This is a genomic window from Tolypothrix sp. PCC 7601 (assembly GCF_025677855.1).
Taxonomy (GTDB): domain Bacteria; phylum Cyanobacteriota; class Cyanobacteriia; order Cyanobacteriales; family Nostocaceae; genus Aulosira; species Aulosira diplosiphon.
This window is the reverse complement of record NZ_CP064879.1, coordinates 3086034-3104003: the sequence shown is the minus strand read 5'-3', so window position 1 is coordinate 3104003 and position 17970 is coordinate 3086034. Positions and strand designations below refer to the sequence as shown.

Below are 17970 nucleotides of genomic sequence, written 5' to 3'. Positions count from 1 at the left end.
TGATTGGTGCTTACTTCAGTAATGATGAGAAATTATGGAGAGAAAAACTATGCCAAAGATTAAGTATTTGAATATTTTTGTTGCAACATCAGGAGCAGTAGTAATAGTTATCGGAGGCATGATTGGTGTTAAAGGAGCAATTGCAGGGTCAGGCGCAAAAAGTTGGATTTCCGGCGTATCTCTAATGCTAGGGGGAGTAGGATTGCAAGCAATAGCCTTAGACCGTTTCTTGAAAAATCAAATCGAAGAAGAAATCAACAGAACTTTAAATCAAAGGCTTAAGGCAATACCAAAAACTTGTAGAGGTTGCCGAAATTTTCACGGCATTGAATATGGAGCAGTAAAGCTGGTTTGCGCTATTTATCCGCATGGAGTAGATGAGACTACTTGCCCAGATTACGAGAAATTCAGTATCTAAAACATTCAAAGTCAAATAGACATTTACTTTGTTGTTTCAAGGTTAATTATTACAAATTGCTCAAAATATTAGCCAGAGAGTGTGTCACTACAAAAGGCTTTCACCCACTACAGATAGGCTATAGAGGGCATCCATGACACGACGCAAGTTAAAAAAGATAGATAAATTTGCACAAGCCCTGATTAATCAAAGGGGTTGCTCAATCTCCCCAGGAGAATATGAGTATGTCTCTGTTGGTGCAACATTAATTAGAGAGCATTTAAAAACTTTTTTTGATGGCACTGGTGTACAGCCACCAGAATTGAAAACTGTAAAAAACTGGTTTTATAGTGATTGTCCTGATTGGGCGATCGCGGTGCTAACGCGAGCATTAATTTCCCGAAATCAGGAAACTCCCCAATAATCCAAACTTCTATTGCCCACACAACGACGGGTAATTTAGGATTTAAACAGTTCAACAGTTCGACCTGAAAATGGAGATAATAACCATTAAACAATGCCGCAATTTATTAAAAATTCAATCTAGAGATACCATAAACAAGTATTTGAAAACCTTGAACTTATTTGGCAACAAGTACCTTAACTGGGAGCAGTTCCGACAAGTATTAGAACTTCAAATCTACCTGGGACTGAAACATGGGAGAAATAGCATATCGTGCTTTCGTCAAATGACTCGTCAAGAACTAGACCAGACATTTCAAATATATGGAGTTCAGGTAGATGCCAGATTAGCAGCAATACAAAAAATACATAGAGACTCAGTACCTCAAAAACCAGTTTGTGTAGTAAGTCTTTTAAAAGAGTGAACTGCTGATTTAATTCTCATTACAGCTTCCTACAGATTCATTACAAGCCTTTAAAGGGTTTTTGTCCTTGATAACAAAATACATTCATCTTGCTGAATTTACCAAAAATAAGCTTGTAGAATTCCCCAAAAAACTATAGATAGGAGTAATACCGCAACACTACAAAATCTAAACCTTTACCCAGTAGGGGTTAAACAGATTGTTAGGAAGCTGATTGTACATAAATCCATTATTAAATCCCCAATTTAAGTACAAATTTTTTTCAATTTGGTACAGGTGTAGTATTCAGTAAATAAATACAAGTGTCCATATATACGGAGATATCATGATGTTTAAAAGAATAGGAAACCAGGGTGTAAGGGTGTATGGGTATAGGGGTGTATGGGAAAGAATTAACCTGAGAATTAAGATACAAATTACTCAAAAACTCTGTTGATTTCTCCCTAAACCCTCACACCCCCACACCCGCAATAGATTCTGAGTAATAACAGGAAAAACAATGTGTATAGGAGAGAGAAATATACAAAAACATCTCTTGATGGTGCAACTGAAACAATAGAAACAGAAGAAAAAAATTCATCAGGGTTGTTAGAATTTTGTGCAGCCATTATCGCAATTACTCTCTCAATATTGACAGCCACTTTAATTTTGCAAAGTGTTAATCATGCCAGTAGTACTAGAGGATTGGATAAGCCAATCAACCAATCTGAGAAATATTTGTCAGAAGATCCGATCAGCCACAATTAGCGATCGCACATGGTATGAGTGGGAGCGATTAGCAGGAGCTTGTTACGCGCAAGGCAAGAAAATCTGCACTCGTCAGTACACACAAGAGCAGACAAAGATGCTGTTATGTTTGGCATGGTTGAGAAGGCATCACCCACGCTGCAAAGTGACTTATCGGAGCTTGAGAGATTATTTCCAGGCTAATGAATACAAATTAGAGGAGGTATTTGACAAGTATTGCGAACAGGTCAACTCTGGTGAAACTTTTGTAGCCAATGAAGTTACACAACAACCTAAAAAAATAGCTTTAAGTGAGGTGAAAAATTGTTGTAACCGGATTATTAACCGGGAGATTTCCAGGAATTGCTGGGCAAGTTGGAAGCAGTATTTAGGAATTGCAAAGTATGAAAAGTTTATAGATGAAGGGAAAGGCACATTGCTAACATACATGGCTTGTTGGCGACACGATCATCCCACTCAACGATTTCCCTCAGTAAATCAATTGCTAGTAATGATGAGAAATTGGTCACGCAGAGCAATGAGTATAGAAACAGCATCAAGCGCTCTGATGTTGCATCAATGGCAAATGCAGGGATGCAAGGGGAGAGATTTACACAAATACTTGGCTGCATGTGGCTACAAAGTCTCACCTCGCACATTGTACAAGTGGGGAGATTTTAGTAAACGAAGGCATTATTCGGTTTCTGAGTTAGCAAAGTGGAAAGAAAAAGCTTCAAAAAGGTTAGGAGTGGCATGATTCGATTACTAGATGTATTCAACAATGTTTTAGCTTTCACAATTAATTTTGTGTTGTGCGGAGAATACTGTAATTATTGCTAAGGAATATAAATTATGGCACGTAGAGGCTCGGAATTAATAGTACCAACAGAAGAGACATCAGTACAGACTTCATCGAAGGCAATTACTAGAAGTAAAAAAACCGAAATTACTACTCATAATCAACAAGCTTCAGCACAGGCTATTGAGGAGTTAGAGATTGCCTATGACTTTGATTTAAGAATAGCAATCATTCAAAAGTTAGTACAAAATAAACAGGTCATTCTTCAGTTGAAGGATAAAGAACGTCAAATTGCAGAAGCACTAGAACTAGCTAGATTGGAAGCTATTGAAATAGCGCGTGAAGAGGGAAAACAACAAGCCAGAGGTAAGATAGCCCAAAAAAAGGCTCAACAAAAAGCTGCAACACAACAGCACTTTATTGATGTGGAATTACCACAACTTATTGATAGCTGTGATTATCTGCCTTATGAAACCATGAAACAAACTATTAATGAGTTTGCATCTCGTTTAGGTGTGGAATTGGAGTGGAGGGATTTATCCGATGGACAATTCGAGTGCATCCCCAGTATCGGCTGAAGTTCTTGAGTTTATCGATACGGTAAATCAGGGTAAAGGATTTGCCCAGATCACCGAAATCATCAGTGCAGAAGTACAGCGCCAAATCGAAAACCAATTGTTAGAGTTCCAAAGTGCGATTGCCCAATCAAATTTGGCAGCAATTGAGGTGATGTCGCAGGAGTTGGAGAAGATCAAGCTGGAATCAGCAACACTCAGCGGGGTGATGGAGAGATTAACAGCCGCCGTCGCCCCAGATCTACCACCAACTGCTGATGAAGTCGTTAGCTTCCAACAGGCAATTAACAACTTAGAAAGGTATGGCAACATCATTCCCTCGCAAGCTGATATTTTAGCTGCTCAATTAAGAGTTAAAAACGGTCGTGCATGGTCATTAGTTTGGCAGTCATTAGCAAAGATGTTGATTAAAAAATTGGAGAAAAGGTTTTGCAAACAGCCCACTTACACCGAGCATATTGGTGCTACGAAAACAATTTAGGAATAGCCAAAATTCATTATCCTGCTTTGGGGATATTTGCCATATTATTTGAGAATGGCATTCCTAAAATCAATGTCAATTTTCTAGATAAAAAGGAATTCTCTTATTATTGGCAACAATACAAAAAACTAGGAATAACTTTACATTTGGGGATGAGAGTCGGCATAGATACTGAATTAGTCAGGGTCAGGCAAAAGGATAATCTTGTTACTTTTCCTGATATTAATCTGGAAATTAAGTTAGAAGAAAATTGTCGTTATTTTCGCCCACTAAATGGAGAATGGACGGAGTTTCAAGACGATGTATTTGTAGAGTATCAACCTTGCGATTCATTAATTAATGTAAGTTAGTCATGCCAAAAGCAAAACCCCCAGAATCACATAAAAATGGCGCATTGAGTCTGTCTGACTTAAGTGGTGATGTTAGCAAGGCAATTGTCTTCAGTGATTCTCATTTTGGTTTGGAATCAGCTGTGTGGGATAATGCTCAACGCATTGCTGATATGTTGCCTGTTGACATTAAAGTCTTTGGTGATTTGACCGAAGAAGATGTAGCTTCGGCAGTAGAAAAAGCTAAAGGAGCAGAGTTCCAAGCGAAAAACTGGACTGAATATTCAACAGCTATTAGTCGCTACCTCAAAGCTTTGTATAAGGTCAGAGAAAAGCAAGCAGAAGTTAGTGAAAATGTGGCTGAGGCGAGAGTACAACAAGCCGAATTAGAAAAGTCTTTGGGGACATCTTTAGCTAATTTAGAATCAAAATTTAGACAGATTGTGGGTGGTTCTCGTTCCGCGATCGCTAGTGTACAGGATGATTTAGAAATCAGTTTGGGACGAATTGCCTCACAGTACTCAGAAGGAAAAGCGAAAAAACAAGAGAAACTGAATACTGAAACTACTAAGAAACAACCAACTCCTTACGAAGAACAAACAGCTTCTTTAGTTGATAGATTCCGCCAATTGAGAGAAGCCAGATATGAAGGTGCATCCTTTGGGATTACACAACGAATTAAAAAGGCGGAGTAATGTCACAAATTTGTCGGCTTTTAACGAGTATATGTGGTTTTTTGGTGGCATCAGCCCTCGCACAATTAATTAGTTTATTACCCTGGTCATTTTTAGTTATAGGAGTAGCAGCAGTCATCACCTATTCCAAGGGGAAAACTGATAACTCCATGCTTTTACAAGTTATTGCTATTGGATTAGCTTTTGGGTGGATGAAATGTTACTTTGCTGGTTAAAAATTGCCACTAGTGGTTTGACTGCTTTAGTGCTAACTTTATCGGCTAACCCGAAAAACCTCAAGTTGTTCCCACCCGCAAATATTGCGGCGATCGCTTTGGCTAGTTATGCGGGTATCGAACTGAGAAAGCTAGAGAAATATTACCAAGATAAAGAGCGATGTGAGGATATGTTGGCTGCTCTTAAAGATACTCAAGCAGAAGAACAACTGCAATTTCTCTCGTCCGCAGCCCACAGAAAGCGTGAAAATGAGGATGCAGATAAGCGTACCCAAAGACAATTAAACCTGTTGCAAAAAACAGCACCACTGTTTAGTGAAGTTCTCAATCTCACCGGACAGAATGGTGCCGTAGAACGCATGGCTTTGGGGATGATCCAGAATGGAGAACCATTGGGTAATGTTCTGTTGGCAGCTTCCGAAGCCGAAATGCAATTGGAACAAGCTAAACTGCAAGCCCAAATTCATCAACGACAGTTAGAATTACAAGTCAAGCAAGTACAACAGCTTAAAAGCGCTGAAGTAACTCCTGTTAGTGCTACCTCAACCTCAGCACCACAAATAGCAAACTCGTCAAAGATTGATGGTTTAAAAAAAGCTGCAACAGTTGTTGGGCTGACAACTCAATGTTTGGGGGTAGACATTGCCCCCAGCTACGAAAGGTTAATTTTCTCTATTAGAACTGAGGATTTTCAATTAATTCCCAAATTTAAAGCTGCATCTAAACTAGCTTTGGGTATCACTGATAAAGAAGATTTACCCTTCTATATTTATGCTCCTGAACAAATAGCAGTAGAAGTGGCTTTAAAACCAGAAGACCGCACCTACTATAACTTCCCCCTTAAGCATTGGAATCAAGGATCGCGCCTGATTATTTTGGGTCTATCTCTTGATGGCGAAGTGATAATTGATTTAGCTAGTGAAGACACACCCCAATTGTTAGTGGTCGGTACAACTGGCTCTGGGAAGTCTAACTTCTTTCGCGCTGCTGCTTACTGTCTGCTCATGCAAGGTGCACGAGTTGATGTCTGTGGTGGTAAAGTCAGCGATTACGAAGATTTTGCTGACCGTTTCCCTCAGATCACGATGAACGATATGGGAAAAACTTTTGAGTTTGTTGGTGAGTATTTTCAAGAATGCGTCAGCAGAAACTCTATGACTAAGGCTGAACTAGACCAACAACAGCCCTGGGTATTGTTCATTGATGAGTATAAAGGTACTGTTCCCCTCGATGATCCGCGACGCAAAACTTACGATCAGCAGTTGTGTGAAGTTGGTCGCCGGGGGAGAGGGCTAAAGATTCATGTTGTTATCGGTTTACAACGTGCAGCCAAGAGAGGAAAGGAAGATCCCCAAGGTTTACCCCCAGATTTACGCGATAACTTACCTTGTCGCATTGCGTTTCGTTGTGTTGATGCTACTAGTGGTCGGATGATTTTAATGCGCCGAGAGGAGGCGGTTACTTCATTGCAAGGTCGCGGTGACGGTATTGTGCAATCTGGTTTGCTAGATAAAAGATTTCAGGCTTATCGATTCGAGACTATTCCAGCTTAATTTTTACTTTTACACCTCTAATTGTATGCTGCCTTCCAAGTTTGCTGAAGCTGCTGGCTTTCCTGCCTACTGGCACGAAAGTGACTTACAAAAATATATTAGCGATCGCTTGAAAGAGCGCGGATTCCAAACTCATCTGGAAGTCCAAGCCAATGGAGGACGAGCCGATATAGTCACGAATTGGCAAGGTGGAGCAATCATCGAGTGTAAAAAATATCTCGATCGCAATACTGTTTATCAAGCTGTTGGGCAACTCAACCTTTACGGCTTGAACAATACACACAAACTGATTGTCATGGGATTTGTCACACCTGATGCGCGTGAGCAATCATCAGCGCTCAAGACTGCCTTAATGGTTGAGCAAAATCCCCGTATACAAGTTGTGTTTGTTAACCTTGAGTCAGAGTGGCTTCCTGGTGGTAAAGTGCGAATTGGGTTTGGGAATCTCAAGTTTTGGAATTTTCGGCTGACTCAACTACCTAACTTTCAAGATTGGCGTTGGTGGTTGAATGTGGCTCAAGCTCATCCTCTGATTTTGATTTTGGCAGGCTCTTTGTTTTTGGGGGTATTGCCAGAGATCTCAAAACTCACTTCTGCTACTTCCAGTCATACGAGCAATTCTGTTAAATGGATGCAGAATGCAGAATTTATTAGGCGTTAACCAATCGTGTGGGAAGTCCCTATATTTAACGAAGTGAAATAGGTTCTGCGATAGCATCATGTAGGGGGAGCATATCAACTTTGTTAGAACAAAAGAACTAACAGTACCTACAGCCTATGACCGCCAGAAAAAAATGTGTCCCACTCAGACAACCTGCTCGAAATTCGGCAGGCGATCGCACAGCCTAACTGAACAGGGAGAAGAATTAGATGATAGCGTTAGCATAAACAGTTATTTAGACAGGTATATTTAATGCTATACCGATGAACAAATTCCCCAATTCCTTTGGTTCTAATTTATGCAACCCACCTCCATAAACCCGACCCCCAGAAATTAGAGCCTCTTGAGAAATATCATTAAGACTCAACCATAAATCTTGTTTTAGTGAAGGTTGACTGGTCAGCGCATCAGCCAAAATGGTCTTGGGATATAGCATCAAGTAAACATTTGCCGCGATCGCATTAGAATTATTCAAGATAAAACGAAAAGCTTTTCCCCGACTGCTATTAGTACGTCCCATATAGGTGCAAAGATAGGGAGCAGGAGAACGATTTTCCTGGGAGTACCAAGGATTACGATGCTTGCAGAGGTAGTGGGAACTCATACCAGTTTCTATCCCCATCTGGAGATATTTCCACAATGTAGGGTAGCTGTTTTCTATTTCAGATACAGGTAAATTACAATCCAGTAAAAATAATTGCTGCTCTAAAATAGGATTACCGAGAGCATCGGCACTGATTTCATCTAATAGTAAATATCGGGGACTGGGTAGAATCGGCTTTAGGAAATAAGCAGGAATTTGGTGAGCAATCGCTTGCTCTTTAGTAAGTATAAAGAAATTATTCGCTCCCGTTGCCAGTCCGCGTTTTATAGTGAATAAATCTTTTAATTGATATCGTTGTAAATTAAAGTTTATCGCTTCAATTGTCGAGCCAATCGTCGTCCACTTCACAGTATTGTGTAATATTTCTGATGAAATATACTTTCTCTCATTAGGTGTAGTAAGACTACCACCGTAGGAAAACTCGACTGTATGATTTTTTGATGGCAAGGTTTTCTGAAACCAAACAATCGCACTTGATACTAATGCGTCATCGAACTGTACATCATTGGCACAAAACCGATGGACGCGCAATAGTGTGACTTTATTCAGTAAATAATCCTTTATTTGCTGCCCATAATTTACATCCATAAACCCACTGGGTATTAACCAGCCAGCGATGCCATCTTTTGCCATCCAAGCATCTGCAATACATAAAAAATGGCAATACAAACTAGCCAACTGGCTGAGTTTCACCCCAGCTATATTTTGACTTTGATTTTGTAATCTCAATTTATCGCTGCGAGTTAAATGATGGTGACGAACATAGGGGGGATTGCAAATTATCAAGTTTGCTTTTTTATCTTGATTTTCAGGTGGTATCGCTTTTGTAAAGTCGTTAATATTAAGTTGTAATGGTGTATTCTTCCATAATGAAATCGCCTCATTCCCGTAGTGCGAATCAATTTCATAACCTACGGCTGTTCCGATTTGTGATTGAGGAAATAGTTGCAGCAGTGCGGAATAAAAGGAGCCTGTACCAAATGCAGGATCAAGAAACCTGATGTTTTGATTTTGTGGCAATAAACTCTTCGCATATTCCACAATTGCGCTTGCTAATTCTATCGGCGTTGCAAATTGACCAAGCTTGTTGCGTTCAATTTGAGTTTTAGCAGCATCAAGTTGAGTCTGTCGCTTTACTCTCGTTTCTTCCGTTAATTGAGTAATATTCATATTCCAAATAATGCTAAATCATCAACGCGATGTTCCCATGCCCAATCAATTCCTTCTGCGGCTTCATATCCTAAATATCCGCTGTCAAAATAGCCGCAGAGAAACAAAATAAAATTGACCTCATTCCCATAGCTGCTCTTTAATTGTGCGATTTTAACTGCCTCTTCTTTCCGCCGCTTGTTGGGGTTAGTAAAATCTCCAGCAGATTTTGCTTCTATCAATAAAGGTAAATCTCCAGGCGATGATTGTAGGGGCATAATGACAGCATCTACGGGAATATTAACTTTTTTGCTACCAGATTGTAAGTTTACTGAGATATTGAGGCGAAATGCAAAATTTCCTGGCTGTATTGTATTGAATCTTAACTCGGTTCCTCTTGCTACATATTTGTAACCGCGTGCTTCCAACCACTCACGAATTACAGCCAGTTGTCTTTGCTCCTGAGCATTGCGGATAATTGGGTCAGCCACCGCACCACACAAACGGTCTGCAACAATTGTCGCTGCTCTATGGATTTGTGCTTCTGTTGGGTCAATTCCAGTATCGAGCCAAGGGAAAATATCTTTATCGATTAGTTGTGCGAACACTTGGCTAATTTTCTCCAGTTCCTCATCGATGAGCGCACTTTCCATTTTGGGTGGAATTCGTTGTTTCTCCTCCATGTTTTTGACCAAGTTGGGTAAAACATCTGCCAATCCAATAAGGCGATCGCGTGCGATGGGTGGTGCTGTCGCCATGCGGAGAATCGGCAACACTGATGGATGTTGGTGCAATATGACAGGTGCGATGTTAGTCAAATTAGCTGTCCAAACCAGCGCTGATTCGACTTGTTGTGCGGTAATAACGCGAGTGTTACGGTATGCGCTGGGGGCAAACTGCATAAACCAGTTGTTGTACAAGTCTACCGACTGGGCTATATCCTGCTTCCATAAATGGGGTTTGTCGGCGTTAACTGGCACTTAATACTTCCTCAGTTACTGGTTAATATTTGGATTTGTCTGACTAGGAGCATGTTTTTGGAGCTTCTGTGGGAGCACGAACCCACAATAATTCCAGCATCACATTGTGGAAGAAGCAACGATTGGCTGTACTCTGACCGGGAATAGTTATTAGATATACATTCCACCAAACCAAATGCTACCAGTTCCTCGGCTGTCGGGGCAATGATTTCGGTACAAATAAACGGATGGTCGAATTCAAAAACCATAGTTTAAATAAACTGTCAAATACGAGCGATCACCTCCATCAAACCTTATAGCAATAAATTAGGTTCATGGAAATAAATGTAAGGTAGTTTAAGTAACCCGCAAAATGAACTTACCCTACGAAATAGGACATCCCCGAAGAATTACAATCTGAGAGAAATTTCTCACTCACTTATTATCGTTTAAGCCAACTGGTCATTTTTTGAACAAGATCATGTCCTTTGCAGAGTATCCACTTCCTCAAGCTAGGGTTAAGTTTTCTTGTTTGTGGGGTAATATCTGGAACAGTTTTAATGGTATTGATTGGTGTAGGCTTTCCGTAATAGCTTGCTTTGGCAGCTTTATCCTTCAAGCGATTATTATTGACCTGTTCGTCATCCCAAGTTGAAGCCTCGATCGCTTGTCCACGTCGGATAAAGTAGTGGGAACGGCAGGATAAACTCCAGTTACCGATCGACGGATGTAATGAGACTGTTTCTCCATCAAATATCAATGACCAGTCAATTGGCGTAAAGGGTGTGACCACCTCTTCACCGCAACCGCAGCAACAACGGTGGACAGCTATGGCGTATTCTATAGAAATGTAAAGCACGCCCGACTCCAAACATTCTGGAATATGCTCGACGAAACGGTGTTCGAGATAAGTATGGCGCATCATGAGCCTCCAGTATTAGTTAGAGAGTTGCCATCAGTCGTATACAGGCAGTGATGCTCCCGATCCAAATCACGGTAAAAACCCCGAAGTTTTTTCCACTTGATGACAGCCATTGATGCGTTTAGGGCATTCAAGTCAGCAACCTGAATATTGGAGGTGTATATGTCATCCTCGCTACCGTCAGAAAAGTTGACTTTACCCTGGTAAATATGCTCACGATTGTCTGGAGTGCTTGTTGTCACCCGTAAGAGACCACCTAGCGAGTCATCGACTAATTCCAGTCCCATGCCAAGATCAATGAAAGATATGCCCAGAGCCTCCAGTTTTTGAAAGATCGCCCGCTTCGCCGCCCCACTATCTATGCAAATAAACACGAAGCTAAGACCTTCTAACAAGTGAAGGTTGTCAGCACCGAGCGCTACGGCATGAGGGATGATCCTTCGGTGCATCTTAGAATAGATGCCCGCCATATAATCGACCTTCTGGGGTGCTTCCCGCAAATCGTCTATCGAGGGTGCTCCAGGTGATCGAAAAGCATTATGCTGAAGGAAGAGGTCAGGATCGAAAAGGTGAATTTCCCTTACAGGAGTCTTGGCGGCCAAATCTAGCACATACGATCCAGTGCCGCCCAGCCCGATAATCCCTACTGTTTCGGTAGCAAGACGCTGGGTAAGGGCACCAATACCTACCCGATCAGACGCTGTCTCAATGTAGTTGAAGATGCTGTCCTCCCCTTCGTCAGGTACACGGAAGGTTCGTGGGCTTATACCTGGTTGCAAGACTGCCGCCGCTCCAGAGATGATAACAGCATAGGTTGACATTTTGTGGTAATAGTCTGTATAGCCACCAGCTGGCTTACTTGAGAAGGAGTGCTTTGCTATCACTCCGTGTCCGATATCCCTATCACCACTTTGATGTGCGATCTGGTGGATCGCTGTACCATCGGCATTACAGGGAAACTCACCATCAAAGAAGACTACATGGTCTCCAGCATATTGAGTAACATCTCCAGCCATGTTTAAGGTCGAAATAAGCGTTCCGGTTCGCACCTGCCGTTGGGCGTTAACGTAAGGAATCTCTCGCAGAAGAAGGAGACCGCCCTGGATTTGGATACAATAGCCCTCATCGCGCAGGCGCTTCAGGTCTGGACTATGATTTATCAGTTTGTGTGACATTAAAGATGCTTCCTTTTTTGATTTTGATGACATTGCCAGCACTCAGTACGCCATCGGGAGGCACAGAAGCAGCTTTGCGATAGGTGACAGAAAAAACAGCGTTTGGATTATGTGTACCAGGGAAGGCTAGTTCAACGATTTGTTCAAACGTTACGCTAGGTCCAAACACTAATTTTGGTCTGGCATTGACGATAATTTCGATCTTGCTTGTCGGAAGAGGTGCAGTGATAAAGCACTCGATGCCTGGGGCAGTTAGGTCAATCATCTCCTCTGGGTCAATCAGCTTGTCTGTCCCACCGCGAATTTCAAGGAATACTGCCTGCTCATTGCCGACGTTGGCAAGTTCATAGAGATCGGAACCTCTGATCGCAGGCTTGCCCCAAGTGATTTGGCGATCGTTGAGGGTCAACTTAAAATTACGGTCGGTGCGGAAGACCACAAATTTCTCAACGCCGCGTCCGCGCAGATCAAATGATTCGTCGAGGCGGATATCCTCGAAGTCACCCGAAGGCAAAATAGCGAACAAGCTGTAGTCGCCCTGTCGTTCAAGTCCACCCGCAACAAGAATTTGGCGACCTAGAGGAACAGGATCGGCTATCTCAATAGTTCGGAAGTTCAAATTATCTAACGCAAATTGGATCGAGTATGTACGGGACTCGCCCCGATCTCCACAAGAATCCGCTGAATTATTTTTCATGAAATTTTATCTCCTAAATCTTGATTACGTAGAAAGAAACAACTTTTAGATACCCTAACAGAGGAAAAATTGCATGTCAACTGCAAAAACACAAATTAATGTCAATATTAGAAACACGTCAATCACATTGACATAACACCCTTTTTTTCCGATACTGGATGTTATGAAAACTAATGAAACGCTCTTATATCAAAAACTTGGTCAGCATCTACGGCAAAAGCGAGAGGCAGCTAAATTAACCCAAGCGCATGTGGCAGAAGGGGTTGGGGTCTTGCGTACCTCAATTACCAATATTGAAGCAGGTCGTCAGAAAGCCCCCCTGCACTTAATCTACGAGCTTTGTGCTGTTTTACAGGTTGACATCAAGGATGTTTTGCCTCCCCTGAGTGAACTAGCAGAGACTCAAAACTCGACCATTGAGATCGGTGGTCGCCTAAAAAATGTTCCTCCAAGAAGTGCCGAATTGATTGATGAATTACTTAATAACGCAACTTAATTAACACAATGTCTGTCAAAGCCAAGAAACTTGCCCAATCTCTTATAGAAAGCTACAAGCTTGCAATTCCTGTTGATTTAAATTTGATTGCCGAACAGGAGGGCATTTTTATACGAAAGGAGGCTCTTGAAGACAATGTGTCGGGTATGCTGGTAATTAAGGATGAACAATCGGTGATAGTTGTTAATGTCAAGCATCACCCGAATCGGCAGAGATTTACTATTGCTCACGAATTAGGGCATTATTTTTTGCATAGAAAACTTGCAAGTATATTTTTTGATGAGTCATTATTGTTTTTTCGGGATGAGAAGTCTGCCCAAGGAACAAAATTTCAAGAGATAGAGGCAAATACTTTTGCAGCAGAACTCTTAATGCCTGAGAAAGTTCTGCGGGAAAGACTCTCCCAAGAACCGCTAGACGCACTAGATGATGTTGAGCAGTCTGCTCTTGGAGAACTTGCAGATGAACTTCAAGTTAGTTGTCAAGCACTGACTATACGACTAACACGATTAGGTTTAATCACTGGTTGAGACAAAACCAGTTTAATTGGCTCAAACTTTGGCTCTCTCGTTGAATATTCTATTAATTCATCTTGCTACTCACGGTTTACTGGATGATTTTAAAGGTTTAGGTGTCCCCAGTGCTGTGGCTCTCTCCCCTGATGATAAAGATAACGGCTTGCTAACTGCAAATGAAATTTTAGATTTAAAAACTAACGCCGAATTAGTTGTTTTAAGTGCTTGCGATACTGGGCAAGGTACAGTTACAGGTGATGGTGTCATTAGGTTATCTCGCGCTTTAATTTCTGCCGGTGCGCTGAGTGTGATTGTCACATTATGGTCAATTCCCGATAGTCCTTCCGCATTATTAATGGGGGAATTTTACCGCCAGTTTCAGAAAAATCCTGATAAAGCACAAGCACTGCGGCAAGCAATTTTGGTAACGATGAAACAGCATCCTCATCCTAGCGCATGGGCTGCATTTACTTTGATTGGCGAAGCTGAGTGAGAACTCAGGTTATTTGGTGTCGCTAGCTAACGACATTACTGCGATCGCTTTATCCTGATACTGTTTGTCAATCTTTATACCATAAGTGCTTAAAACACTGTAGCGATCGCACTGTAAAAAATCAAGCCAATAAAAACACTTCAAAAATTATTTGATTTTCAAGCATTCGTATCAGCTAACGCTTGTGGAAAATTTGCCTGAAGCGTTTAAAAGAATAATTTTGTAATGTATGTGAAGATATTTTACCAAAATGCTTATCCAAAGAATTCTTGATAAATTGCGCTTCAACTAAATCGTCAATGCTGGTTCGGTGTAAAACGGGTGTAAAGATTGTGTGCAAGCTCGAAAGCATTAGAAAATCAAGGTTGTTGTCACCTTCCCAAGGTAAACTCAAGTTGGTAGTGCGTTAGCGTTGGCGGAGCCAACGCACCAGAAGCTTTGCCGTTCGCGGTAGCGTGTCTGAAAGAGAAAGCATCGCTTAATTAGCCCATATCATAATTTGTAGATGTAGTCAAATTATGCCCTACATCCTCAGATAACTCCTTTTCTCTAAGCATTAATGCTTAATCTTTCTCTGATTTTGATTATTGGGGATATAAGTTCTAAAGTTGAGAGCAGACAAAAATATTATCTTTCGCGATCGCCTGTAAAATGCCAAAAGCTAGATAATGATTATATATCTGTTATTGAGATTAGCTATAACTGAATACTGTAAAGAGTTAGAGAGTATTCGCCTCTTTAATCGCACCGCAGAGGTCAGGGATTCGAGTTCCCTATTCTCCACTAATTTCAAATCTATAAGCTGCAAATCTTTCAAGGCTTCGCACTGCGAGTAATCAGCTACCTCATTGCCATTAAATTATAGCTGAAAATGTGGCAAATCTGGATAAACCTAGATAATTAACAGTGTTTAGCTTACCCCTTCAAATAACTGGGATTCCATTGTAACCAGTAAGTTTCTAAGGATCTGGCGATTACATCTGCTAATTTACCAAATAAGGCGTATAGCAAAATGCTTAATACCACGACATCTGTTTGCATAAATTCTCTGGCGTTCATTGCCATATAACCAATCCCAGAATCAGCAGCGATGGTTTCAGCAACAATCAGTGTCAACCACATAATACCTAAAGAAAAACGCACACCTACCAAAATAGAAGATAATGCGCCGGGGAGAATAATTCGCCAAAATAAGCCCCAGGTATTTAAACCATAAACTTTTCCCATTTCAATTAATCCAGAATCTACACTCCGGATACCATGAAATGTATTTAAATAAATTGGGAACATTACACCTAAAGATACAAGAAATAATCTAGCTTCATCCCCAATTCCAAACCATAAAATTACTAGGGGGATTAATGCGAGGTTGGGAATATTACGTAACATTTGAATAGAAGTATCTAACAATTTCTCAGCAATTGGAGAAATCCCATTTACTAAACCTAAAATAAAGCCAATACTGCCACCTACCAAAAAGCCAGAAATTGCTCTAGCAGCACTAATACCAATATTTCTAAATAGTTCACCAGTTTGGGCTAAATGAATAGCAGCGCCCAGTACACTTAAAGGCGCAGGTAAAATTCTTGTAGGAATTATGCCTAGAGATGATAATAATTGCCAGACAACAATAATGGATATGGGTACTAACCAAGGGATGAAAGATTGAATTTGGCGATTTTTGAGAAATTGATATTTTGATTTTTGCTTTTTCATTGTTTGCTTTGATGGAAAGCTATTAGGAGAAGATGAGATAGTTTTCATGATGTACTATTGCTTGATAGCAGCCTATGTGGACACAGTTAGAAAAGGAACTGATGACAAATAACAAATTACAAGCTTGATTAATTTTTCCAAGCAGCTATGACAGTAATAGGAAGTTCTTCTGTAAATCTTCCAGAAGGCTCTACTTTTAGCAGAGATTCTCTAAGGTCAGCTTCAAATTTTTTTCTATTTTCCGCATTACCAAAGAAAGAAGGTAAACAAAAAGCTGTGGAATATAGATAGCCAATGTATGAGTCAATTGTCCAAGATTTCTCATATTTAACTTCATAGTTAGCTTGGCGACTAAATGATGATTTCTCGATAATTTCTTCGTGGGGAATTGCTAAAGGTTGCCATTCTCCTTGACCACCTTGACCTGTGCGGCGTTTTTCACCTAACCAACGCTGTACAATCGAAATGGCAGTTTGTTTCCACGGATGTTCGCTATTCCAGGGGTCTTCATAAGTTTTGATAATCGCCAGACCACCATTATTAGAAAGTAAATTGTAGATATGGTCTATAACTAATTCTCGCTGCATCCAGTGAAAAGCTCTACCAATTGTCACTAGTTGGAATTTACCAACAGCAAGAGAAATATTTTCTGCTCTATCTTTTACCCAACTTATGTTTGTTGCACCCACTTCTGCTGCTTGGCGTTGCGCTTCTAAAAGCATATCCGCATCTGGATCTAAACCGATAACTTCTTTGAATTGATCGCGTAAAGGAATAGCAATTAAGCCTGCACCACAGCCTAAATCTAATAATCTTCCTTGCCCATCTAATTGAAACTTATCGGTGAGTAAATCGAATAACACAGGTGGATACTGGGGTCGATAACGAGCATAGTACCAAGCTGCACCTTCAAATAAAGTTGGGTCATAAGCAGGAATTGTTGTCATATATTTAATGTCAAAATTTAAATTTAAAAATATGCTTTTTAGGTGAGTGATTAACTGCAACAAGTTTAAAAATGATATTGATTCAATCAAAACTATTGCAGTTATCCACTCACAATCTCAATACCTAAAACGGACGGCTTCCAGCTAAACTTACACGCTTTAATATCCGTCTTTCGCTGGGGTCAAATGGTGTTCTGTGGTGCAAAGTAGCTTGATTATCCCAGTAAACAATATCGCCTACAGACCATTTATGTTGATAATAAAACTGTGGCTGATTGAGATGTTGACGTAATTGAGCAATTAATTCTGCTCCCTCTTGTGGTTCTAAACCAACAACCTCTACTTCTGTGGCGTAATCGAGGTATAGAATTTTTTTGCCACTTTCTGGATGTGTGCGTACTAGAGGATGGGGATAAACAGGGCTAATTAATGGAATACTCTGATCCAAGCGATAGTTGGAACGAGGTGCATTGCGATCGCGCAAAAATGGATTGTAAGTAATCAGCTGTAAGTCTGCTATCCGCTTCTTAGTAAACTCATCTAACGTCTCATAGGCCAAATTTAAATTCAACCATGAAGTCTCGCCACCTTGGGAAGGAACTTCTAACGCATAGAGTAGAGAACCGCTAGAGGGATAGGGAGTCCAATGGTGATCGCAATGAAAAGCTAATTCACCCGTACCTGTATAACCACCATCGACATTAGAAACAGGAATAATTACTGGTGTAGCGCCTGTTTCCGAAGCCAACACAGGGATATTCTGCGGTGGTATAAATAGAGAGCCAAAGTAGAATGCAAAATTTAAAAACTGCTCATCACTCAGCTGTTGATTTTTGAAGATGAGAATATGGCGATCGCGCAATGCTTGCTTTAGTTGCAAAATAATTTCTGGCGCAATAGCTTGACTCGTATCTAATCCTGTAACTACAGCACCTAAAGGCGCATCTAAAGGCGAAATTTTAACTTCTGTTAACGTTAGCGTCGGCATAGTATTCTTGAATTTTGAAAATAGGTAATGGGTAATAGGTAATGGGTAATT

21 protein-coding genes and 1 pseudogene are annotated in these 17970 nt (G+C 40.7%); 13 read left to right on the top strand and 9 right to left on the bottom strand.

Annotated elements, in window-relative coordinates; translation table 11 throughout:
• Positions 1-34 precede the first annotated feature (34 nt).
• From HG267_RS12990 to HG267_RS12945, 10 genes are all read left to right on the top strand, one after another.
• The gene (locus tag HG267_RS12990; protein WP_155539108.1) at positions 35-418 is read left to right on the top strand and encodes a hypothetical protein; all 384 of its coding nucleotides are present in this window, start codon (positions 35-37) and stop codon (positions 416-418) included.
• A 133-nt stretch (positions 419-551) separates the two neighbouring features.
• Positions 552-821: a hypothetical protein gene (locus tag HG267_RS12985; RefSeq protein WP_045869348.1), complete on the top strand. Its 270-nt coding sequence runs from the start codon at positions 552-554 to the stop codon at positions 819-821.
• A gap of 1067 nt (positions 822-1888) precedes the next feature.
• A complete protein-coding gene (locus tag HG267_RS12980) occupies positions 1889-2707 on the top strand; it encodes a hypothetical protein (RefSeq protein WP_155539106.1) in 819 nt (272 codons plus the stop codon).
• A gap of 95 nt (positions 2708-2802) precedes the next feature.
• On the top strand, positions 2803-3327 hold the full coding sequence (locus tag HG267_RS12975; RefSeq protein ID WP_045869344.1) for a hypothetical protein: 525 nt from the start codon (positions 2803-2805) through the stop codon (positions 3325-3327).
• Positions 3293-3805 carry a hypothetical protein gene (locus HG267_RS12970; protein ID WP_045869343.1) on the top strand — a complete coding sequence of 171 codons (513 nt, stop codon included), beginning with the start codon at positions 3293-3295 and terminating at the stop codon, positions 3803-3805. The genes HG267_RS12975 and HG267_RS12970 overlap by 35 nt, the downstream gene beginning before the upstream one ends.
• Positions 3754-4155, top strand: coding sequence for a hypothetical protein (locus tag HG267_RS12965; RefSeq protein ID WP_155539104.1), 402 nt, complete (start codon positions 3754-3756; stop codon positions 4153-4155). The genes HG267_RS12970 and HG267_RS12965 overlap by 52 nt, the downstream gene beginning before the upstream one ends.
• 2 nt (positions 4156-4157) lie before the next feature.
• A complete protein-coding gene (locus HG267_RS12960) occupies positions 4158-4829 on the top strand; it encodes a hypothetical protein (RefSeq protein ID WP_045869341.1) in 672 nt (223 codons plus the stop codon).
• Positions 4829-5044, top strand: coding sequence for a hypothetical protein (locus HG267_RS12955; RefSeq protein WP_045869340.1), 216 nt, complete (start codon positions 4829-4831; stop codon positions 5042-5044). Before HG267_RS12960 ends, HG267_RS12955 begins: the two co-directional genes overlap by 1 nt.
• On the top strand, positions 5026-6597 hold the full coding sequence (locus HG267_RS12950; protein WP_045869339.1) for a hypothetical protein: 1572 nt from the start codon (positions 5026-5028) through the stop codon (positions 6595-6597). The genes HG267_RS12955 and HG267_RS12950 overlap by 19 nt, the downstream gene beginning before the upstream one ends.
• Positions 6598-6622: 25 nt before the next feature.
• Positions 6623-7258 carry a hypothetical protein gene (locus HG267_RS12945; RefSeq protein WP_045869338.1) on the top strand — a complete coding sequence of 212 codons (636 nt, stop codon included), beginning with the start codon at positions 6623-6625 and terminating at the stop codon, positions 7256-7258.
• Positions 7259-7493: 235 nt separating this feature from the next.
• On the opposite strand, the gene HG267_RS12940 is transcribed toward HG267_RS12945, so the two are convergent.
• The 5 genes from HG267_RS12940 to HG267_RS12920 form a co-directional block, all read right to left on the bottom strand.
• Positions 7494-9032 (bottom strand): Eco57I restriction-modification methylase domain-containing protein, encoded by a 1539-nt coding sequence (locus HG267_RS12940; RefSeq protein ID WP_045869337.1) that lies wholly within the window; start codon positions 9030-9032, stop codon positions 7494-7496.
• Positions 9029-9991, bottom strand: a complete 963-nt coding sequence (locus tag HG267_RS12935) for a XamI family restriction endonuclease (protein WP_045869336.1) — start codon at positions 9989-9991, stop codon at positions 9029-9031. The genes HG267_RS12940 and HG267_RS12935 overlap by 4 nt, the downstream gene beginning before the upstream one ends.
• A gap of 421 nt (positions 9992-10412) precedes the next feature.
• Positions 10413-10829, bottom strand: coding sequence for a DUF6527 family protein (locus tag HG267_RS12930; RefSeq protein ID WP_263420047.1), 417 nt, complete (start codon positions 10827-10829; stop codon positions 10413-10415).
• Between the two features lie 62 nt (positions 10830-10891).
• The gene (locus HG267_RS12925) at positions 10892-12100 is read right to left on the bottom strand and encodes a ThiF family adenylyltransferase (protein WP_228045307.1); all 1209 of its coding nucleotides are present in this window, start codon (positions 12098-12100) and stop codon (positions 10892-10894) included.
• Entirely contained in the window at positions 12042-12764 is a 723-nt protein-coding gene (locus HG267_RS12920) for a multiubiquitin domain-containing protein (RefSeq protein WP_045869333.1), read from the bottom strand. Before HG267_RS12920 ends, HG267_RS12925 begins: the two co-directional genes overlap by 59 nt.
• A gap of 163 nt (positions 12765-12927) precedes the next feature.
• On the opposite strand from HG267_RS12920, the gene HG267_RS12915 reads away from it, so the two are divergent.
• The 3 genes and pseudogenes from HG267_RS12915 to HG267_RS12905 form a co-directional block, all read left to right on the top strand.
• Complete coding sequence (locus HG267_RS12915; RefSeq protein ID WP_052335125.1) at positions 12928-13260, top strand: helix-turn-helix transcriptional regulator; 333 nt, start codon at positions 12928-12930, stop codon at positions 13258-13260.
• An 8-nt stretch (positions 13261-13268) separates the two neighbouring features.
• Positions 13269-13790, top strand: a complete 522-nt coding sequence (locus HG267_RS12910) for an ImmA/IrrE family metallo-endopeptidase (RefSeq protein WP_045869332.1) — start codon at positions 13269-13271, stop codon at positions 13788-13790.
• Between the two features lie 52 nt (positions 13791-13842).
• Positions 13843-14268, top strand: a pseudogene (locus HG267_RS12905) (CHAT domain-containing protein); the annotation flags it as partial.
• A 9-nt stretch (positions 14269-14277) separates the two neighbouring features.
• Here the strand turns inward: HG267_RS12905 and HG267_RS12900 are convergent.
• From HG267_RS12900 to HG267_RS12885, 4 genes are all read right to left on the bottom strand, one after another.
• Positions 14278-14412 (bottom strand): hypothetical protein, encoded by a 135-nt coding sequence (locus tag HG267_RS12900; RefSeq protein WP_255325174.1) that lies wholly within the window; start codon positions 14410-14412, stop codon positions 14278-14280.
• Positions 14413-15183: 771 nt separating this feature from the next.
• A complete protein-coding gene (gene ssuC, locus HG267_RS12895) occupies positions 15184-15984 on the bottom strand; it encodes an aliphatic sulfonate ABC transporter permease SsuC (protein ID WP_045869657.1) in 801 nt (266 codons plus the stop codon).
• A gap of 128 nt (positions 15985-16112) precedes the next feature.
• Positions 16113-16931: a class I SAM-dependent methyltransferase gene (locus HG267_RS12890; RefSeq protein ID WP_045869330.1), complete on the bottom strand. Its 819-nt coding sequence runs from the start codon at positions 16929-16931 to the stop codon at positions 16113-16115.
• Between the two features lie 124 nt (positions 16932-17055).
• Positions 17056-17919, bottom strand: coding sequence for a TauD/TfdA dioxygenase family protein (locus HG267_RS12885; RefSeq protein ID WP_045869329.1), 864 nt, complete (start codon positions 17917-17919; stop codon positions 17056-17058).
• Positions 17920-17970 lie beyond the last annotated feature (51 nt).

What these genes read in the sequence shown, in the direction of transcription:
- HG267_RS12990 (WP_155539108.1), top strand. Translation starts at nt 35, where the DNA reads ATGGAGAGAAAAACTATGCCAAAGATTAAGTATTTGAATATTTTTGTT.
- HG267_RS12985 (WP_045869348.1), top strand. Translation starts at nt 552, where the DNA reads ATGACACGACGCAAGTTAAAAAAGATAGATAAATTTGCACAAGCCCTG.
- HG267_RS12980 (WP_155539106.1), top strand. Translation starts at nt 1,889, where the DNA reads ATGCCAGTAGTACTAGAGGATTGGATAAGCCAATCAACCAATCTGAGA.
- HG267_RS12975 (WP_045869344.1), top strand. Translation starts at nt 2,803, where the DNA reads ATGGCACGTAGAGGCTCGGAATTAATAGTACCAACAGAAGAGACATCA.
- HG267_RS12970 (WP_045869343.1), top strand. Translation starts at nt 3,293, where the DNA reads ATGGACAATTCGAGTGCATCCCCAGTATCGGCTGAAGTTCTTGAGTTT.
- HG267_RS12960 (WP_045869341.1), top strand. Translation starts at nt 4,158, where the DNA reads ATGCCAAAAGCAAAACCCCCAGAATCACATAAAAATGGCGCATTGAGT.
- HG267_RS12955 (WP_045869340.1), top strand. Translation starts at nt 4,829, where the DNA reads ATGTCACAAATTTGTCGGCTTTTAACGAGTATATGTGGTTTTTTGGTG.
- HG267_RS12950 (WP_045869339.1), top strand. Translation starts at nt 5,026, where the DNA reads ATGTTACTTTGCTGGTTAAAAATTGCCACTAGTGGTTTGACTGCTTTA.
- HG267_RS12945 (WP_045869338.1), top strand. Translation starts at nt 6,623, where the DNA reads ATGCTGCCTTCCAAGTTTGCTGAAGCTGCTGGCTTTCCTGCCTACTGG.
- HG267_RS12940 (WP_045869337.1), bottom strand. Translation starts at nt 9,032, where the DNA reads ATGAATATTACTCAATTAACGGAAGAAACGAGAGTAAAGCGACAGACT.
- HG267_RS12925 (WP_228045307.1), bottom strand. Translation starts at nt 12,100, where the DNA reads ATGTCATCAAAATCAAAAAAGGAAGCATCTTTAATGTCACACAAACTG.
- HG267_RS12920 (WP_045869333.1), bottom strand. Translation starts at nt 12,764, where the DNA reads ATGAAAAATAATTCAGCGGATTCTTGTGGAGATCGGGGCGAGTCCCGT.
- HG267_RS12915 (WP_052335125.1), top strand. Translation starts at nt 12,928, where the DNA reads ATGAAAACTAATGAAACGCTCTTATATCAAAAACTTGGTCAGCATCTA.
- HG267_RS12910 (WP_045869332.1), top strand. Translation starts at nt 13,269, where the DNA reads ATGTCTGTCAAAGCCAAGAAACTTGCCCAATCTCTTATAGAAAGCTAC.
- ssuC (WP_045869657.1), bottom strand. Translation starts at nt 15,984, where the DNA reads ATGAAAAAGCAAAAATCAAAATATCAATTTCTCAAAAATCGCCAAATT.
- HG267_RS12890 (WP_045869330.1), bottom strand. Translation starts at nt 16,931, where the DNA reads ATGACAACAATTCCTGCTTATGACCCAACTTTATTTGAAGGTGCAGCT.
- HG267_RS12885 (WP_045869329.1), bottom strand. Translation starts at nt 17,919, where the DNA reads ATGCCGACGCTAACGTTAACAGAAGTTAAAATTTCGCCTTTAGATGCG.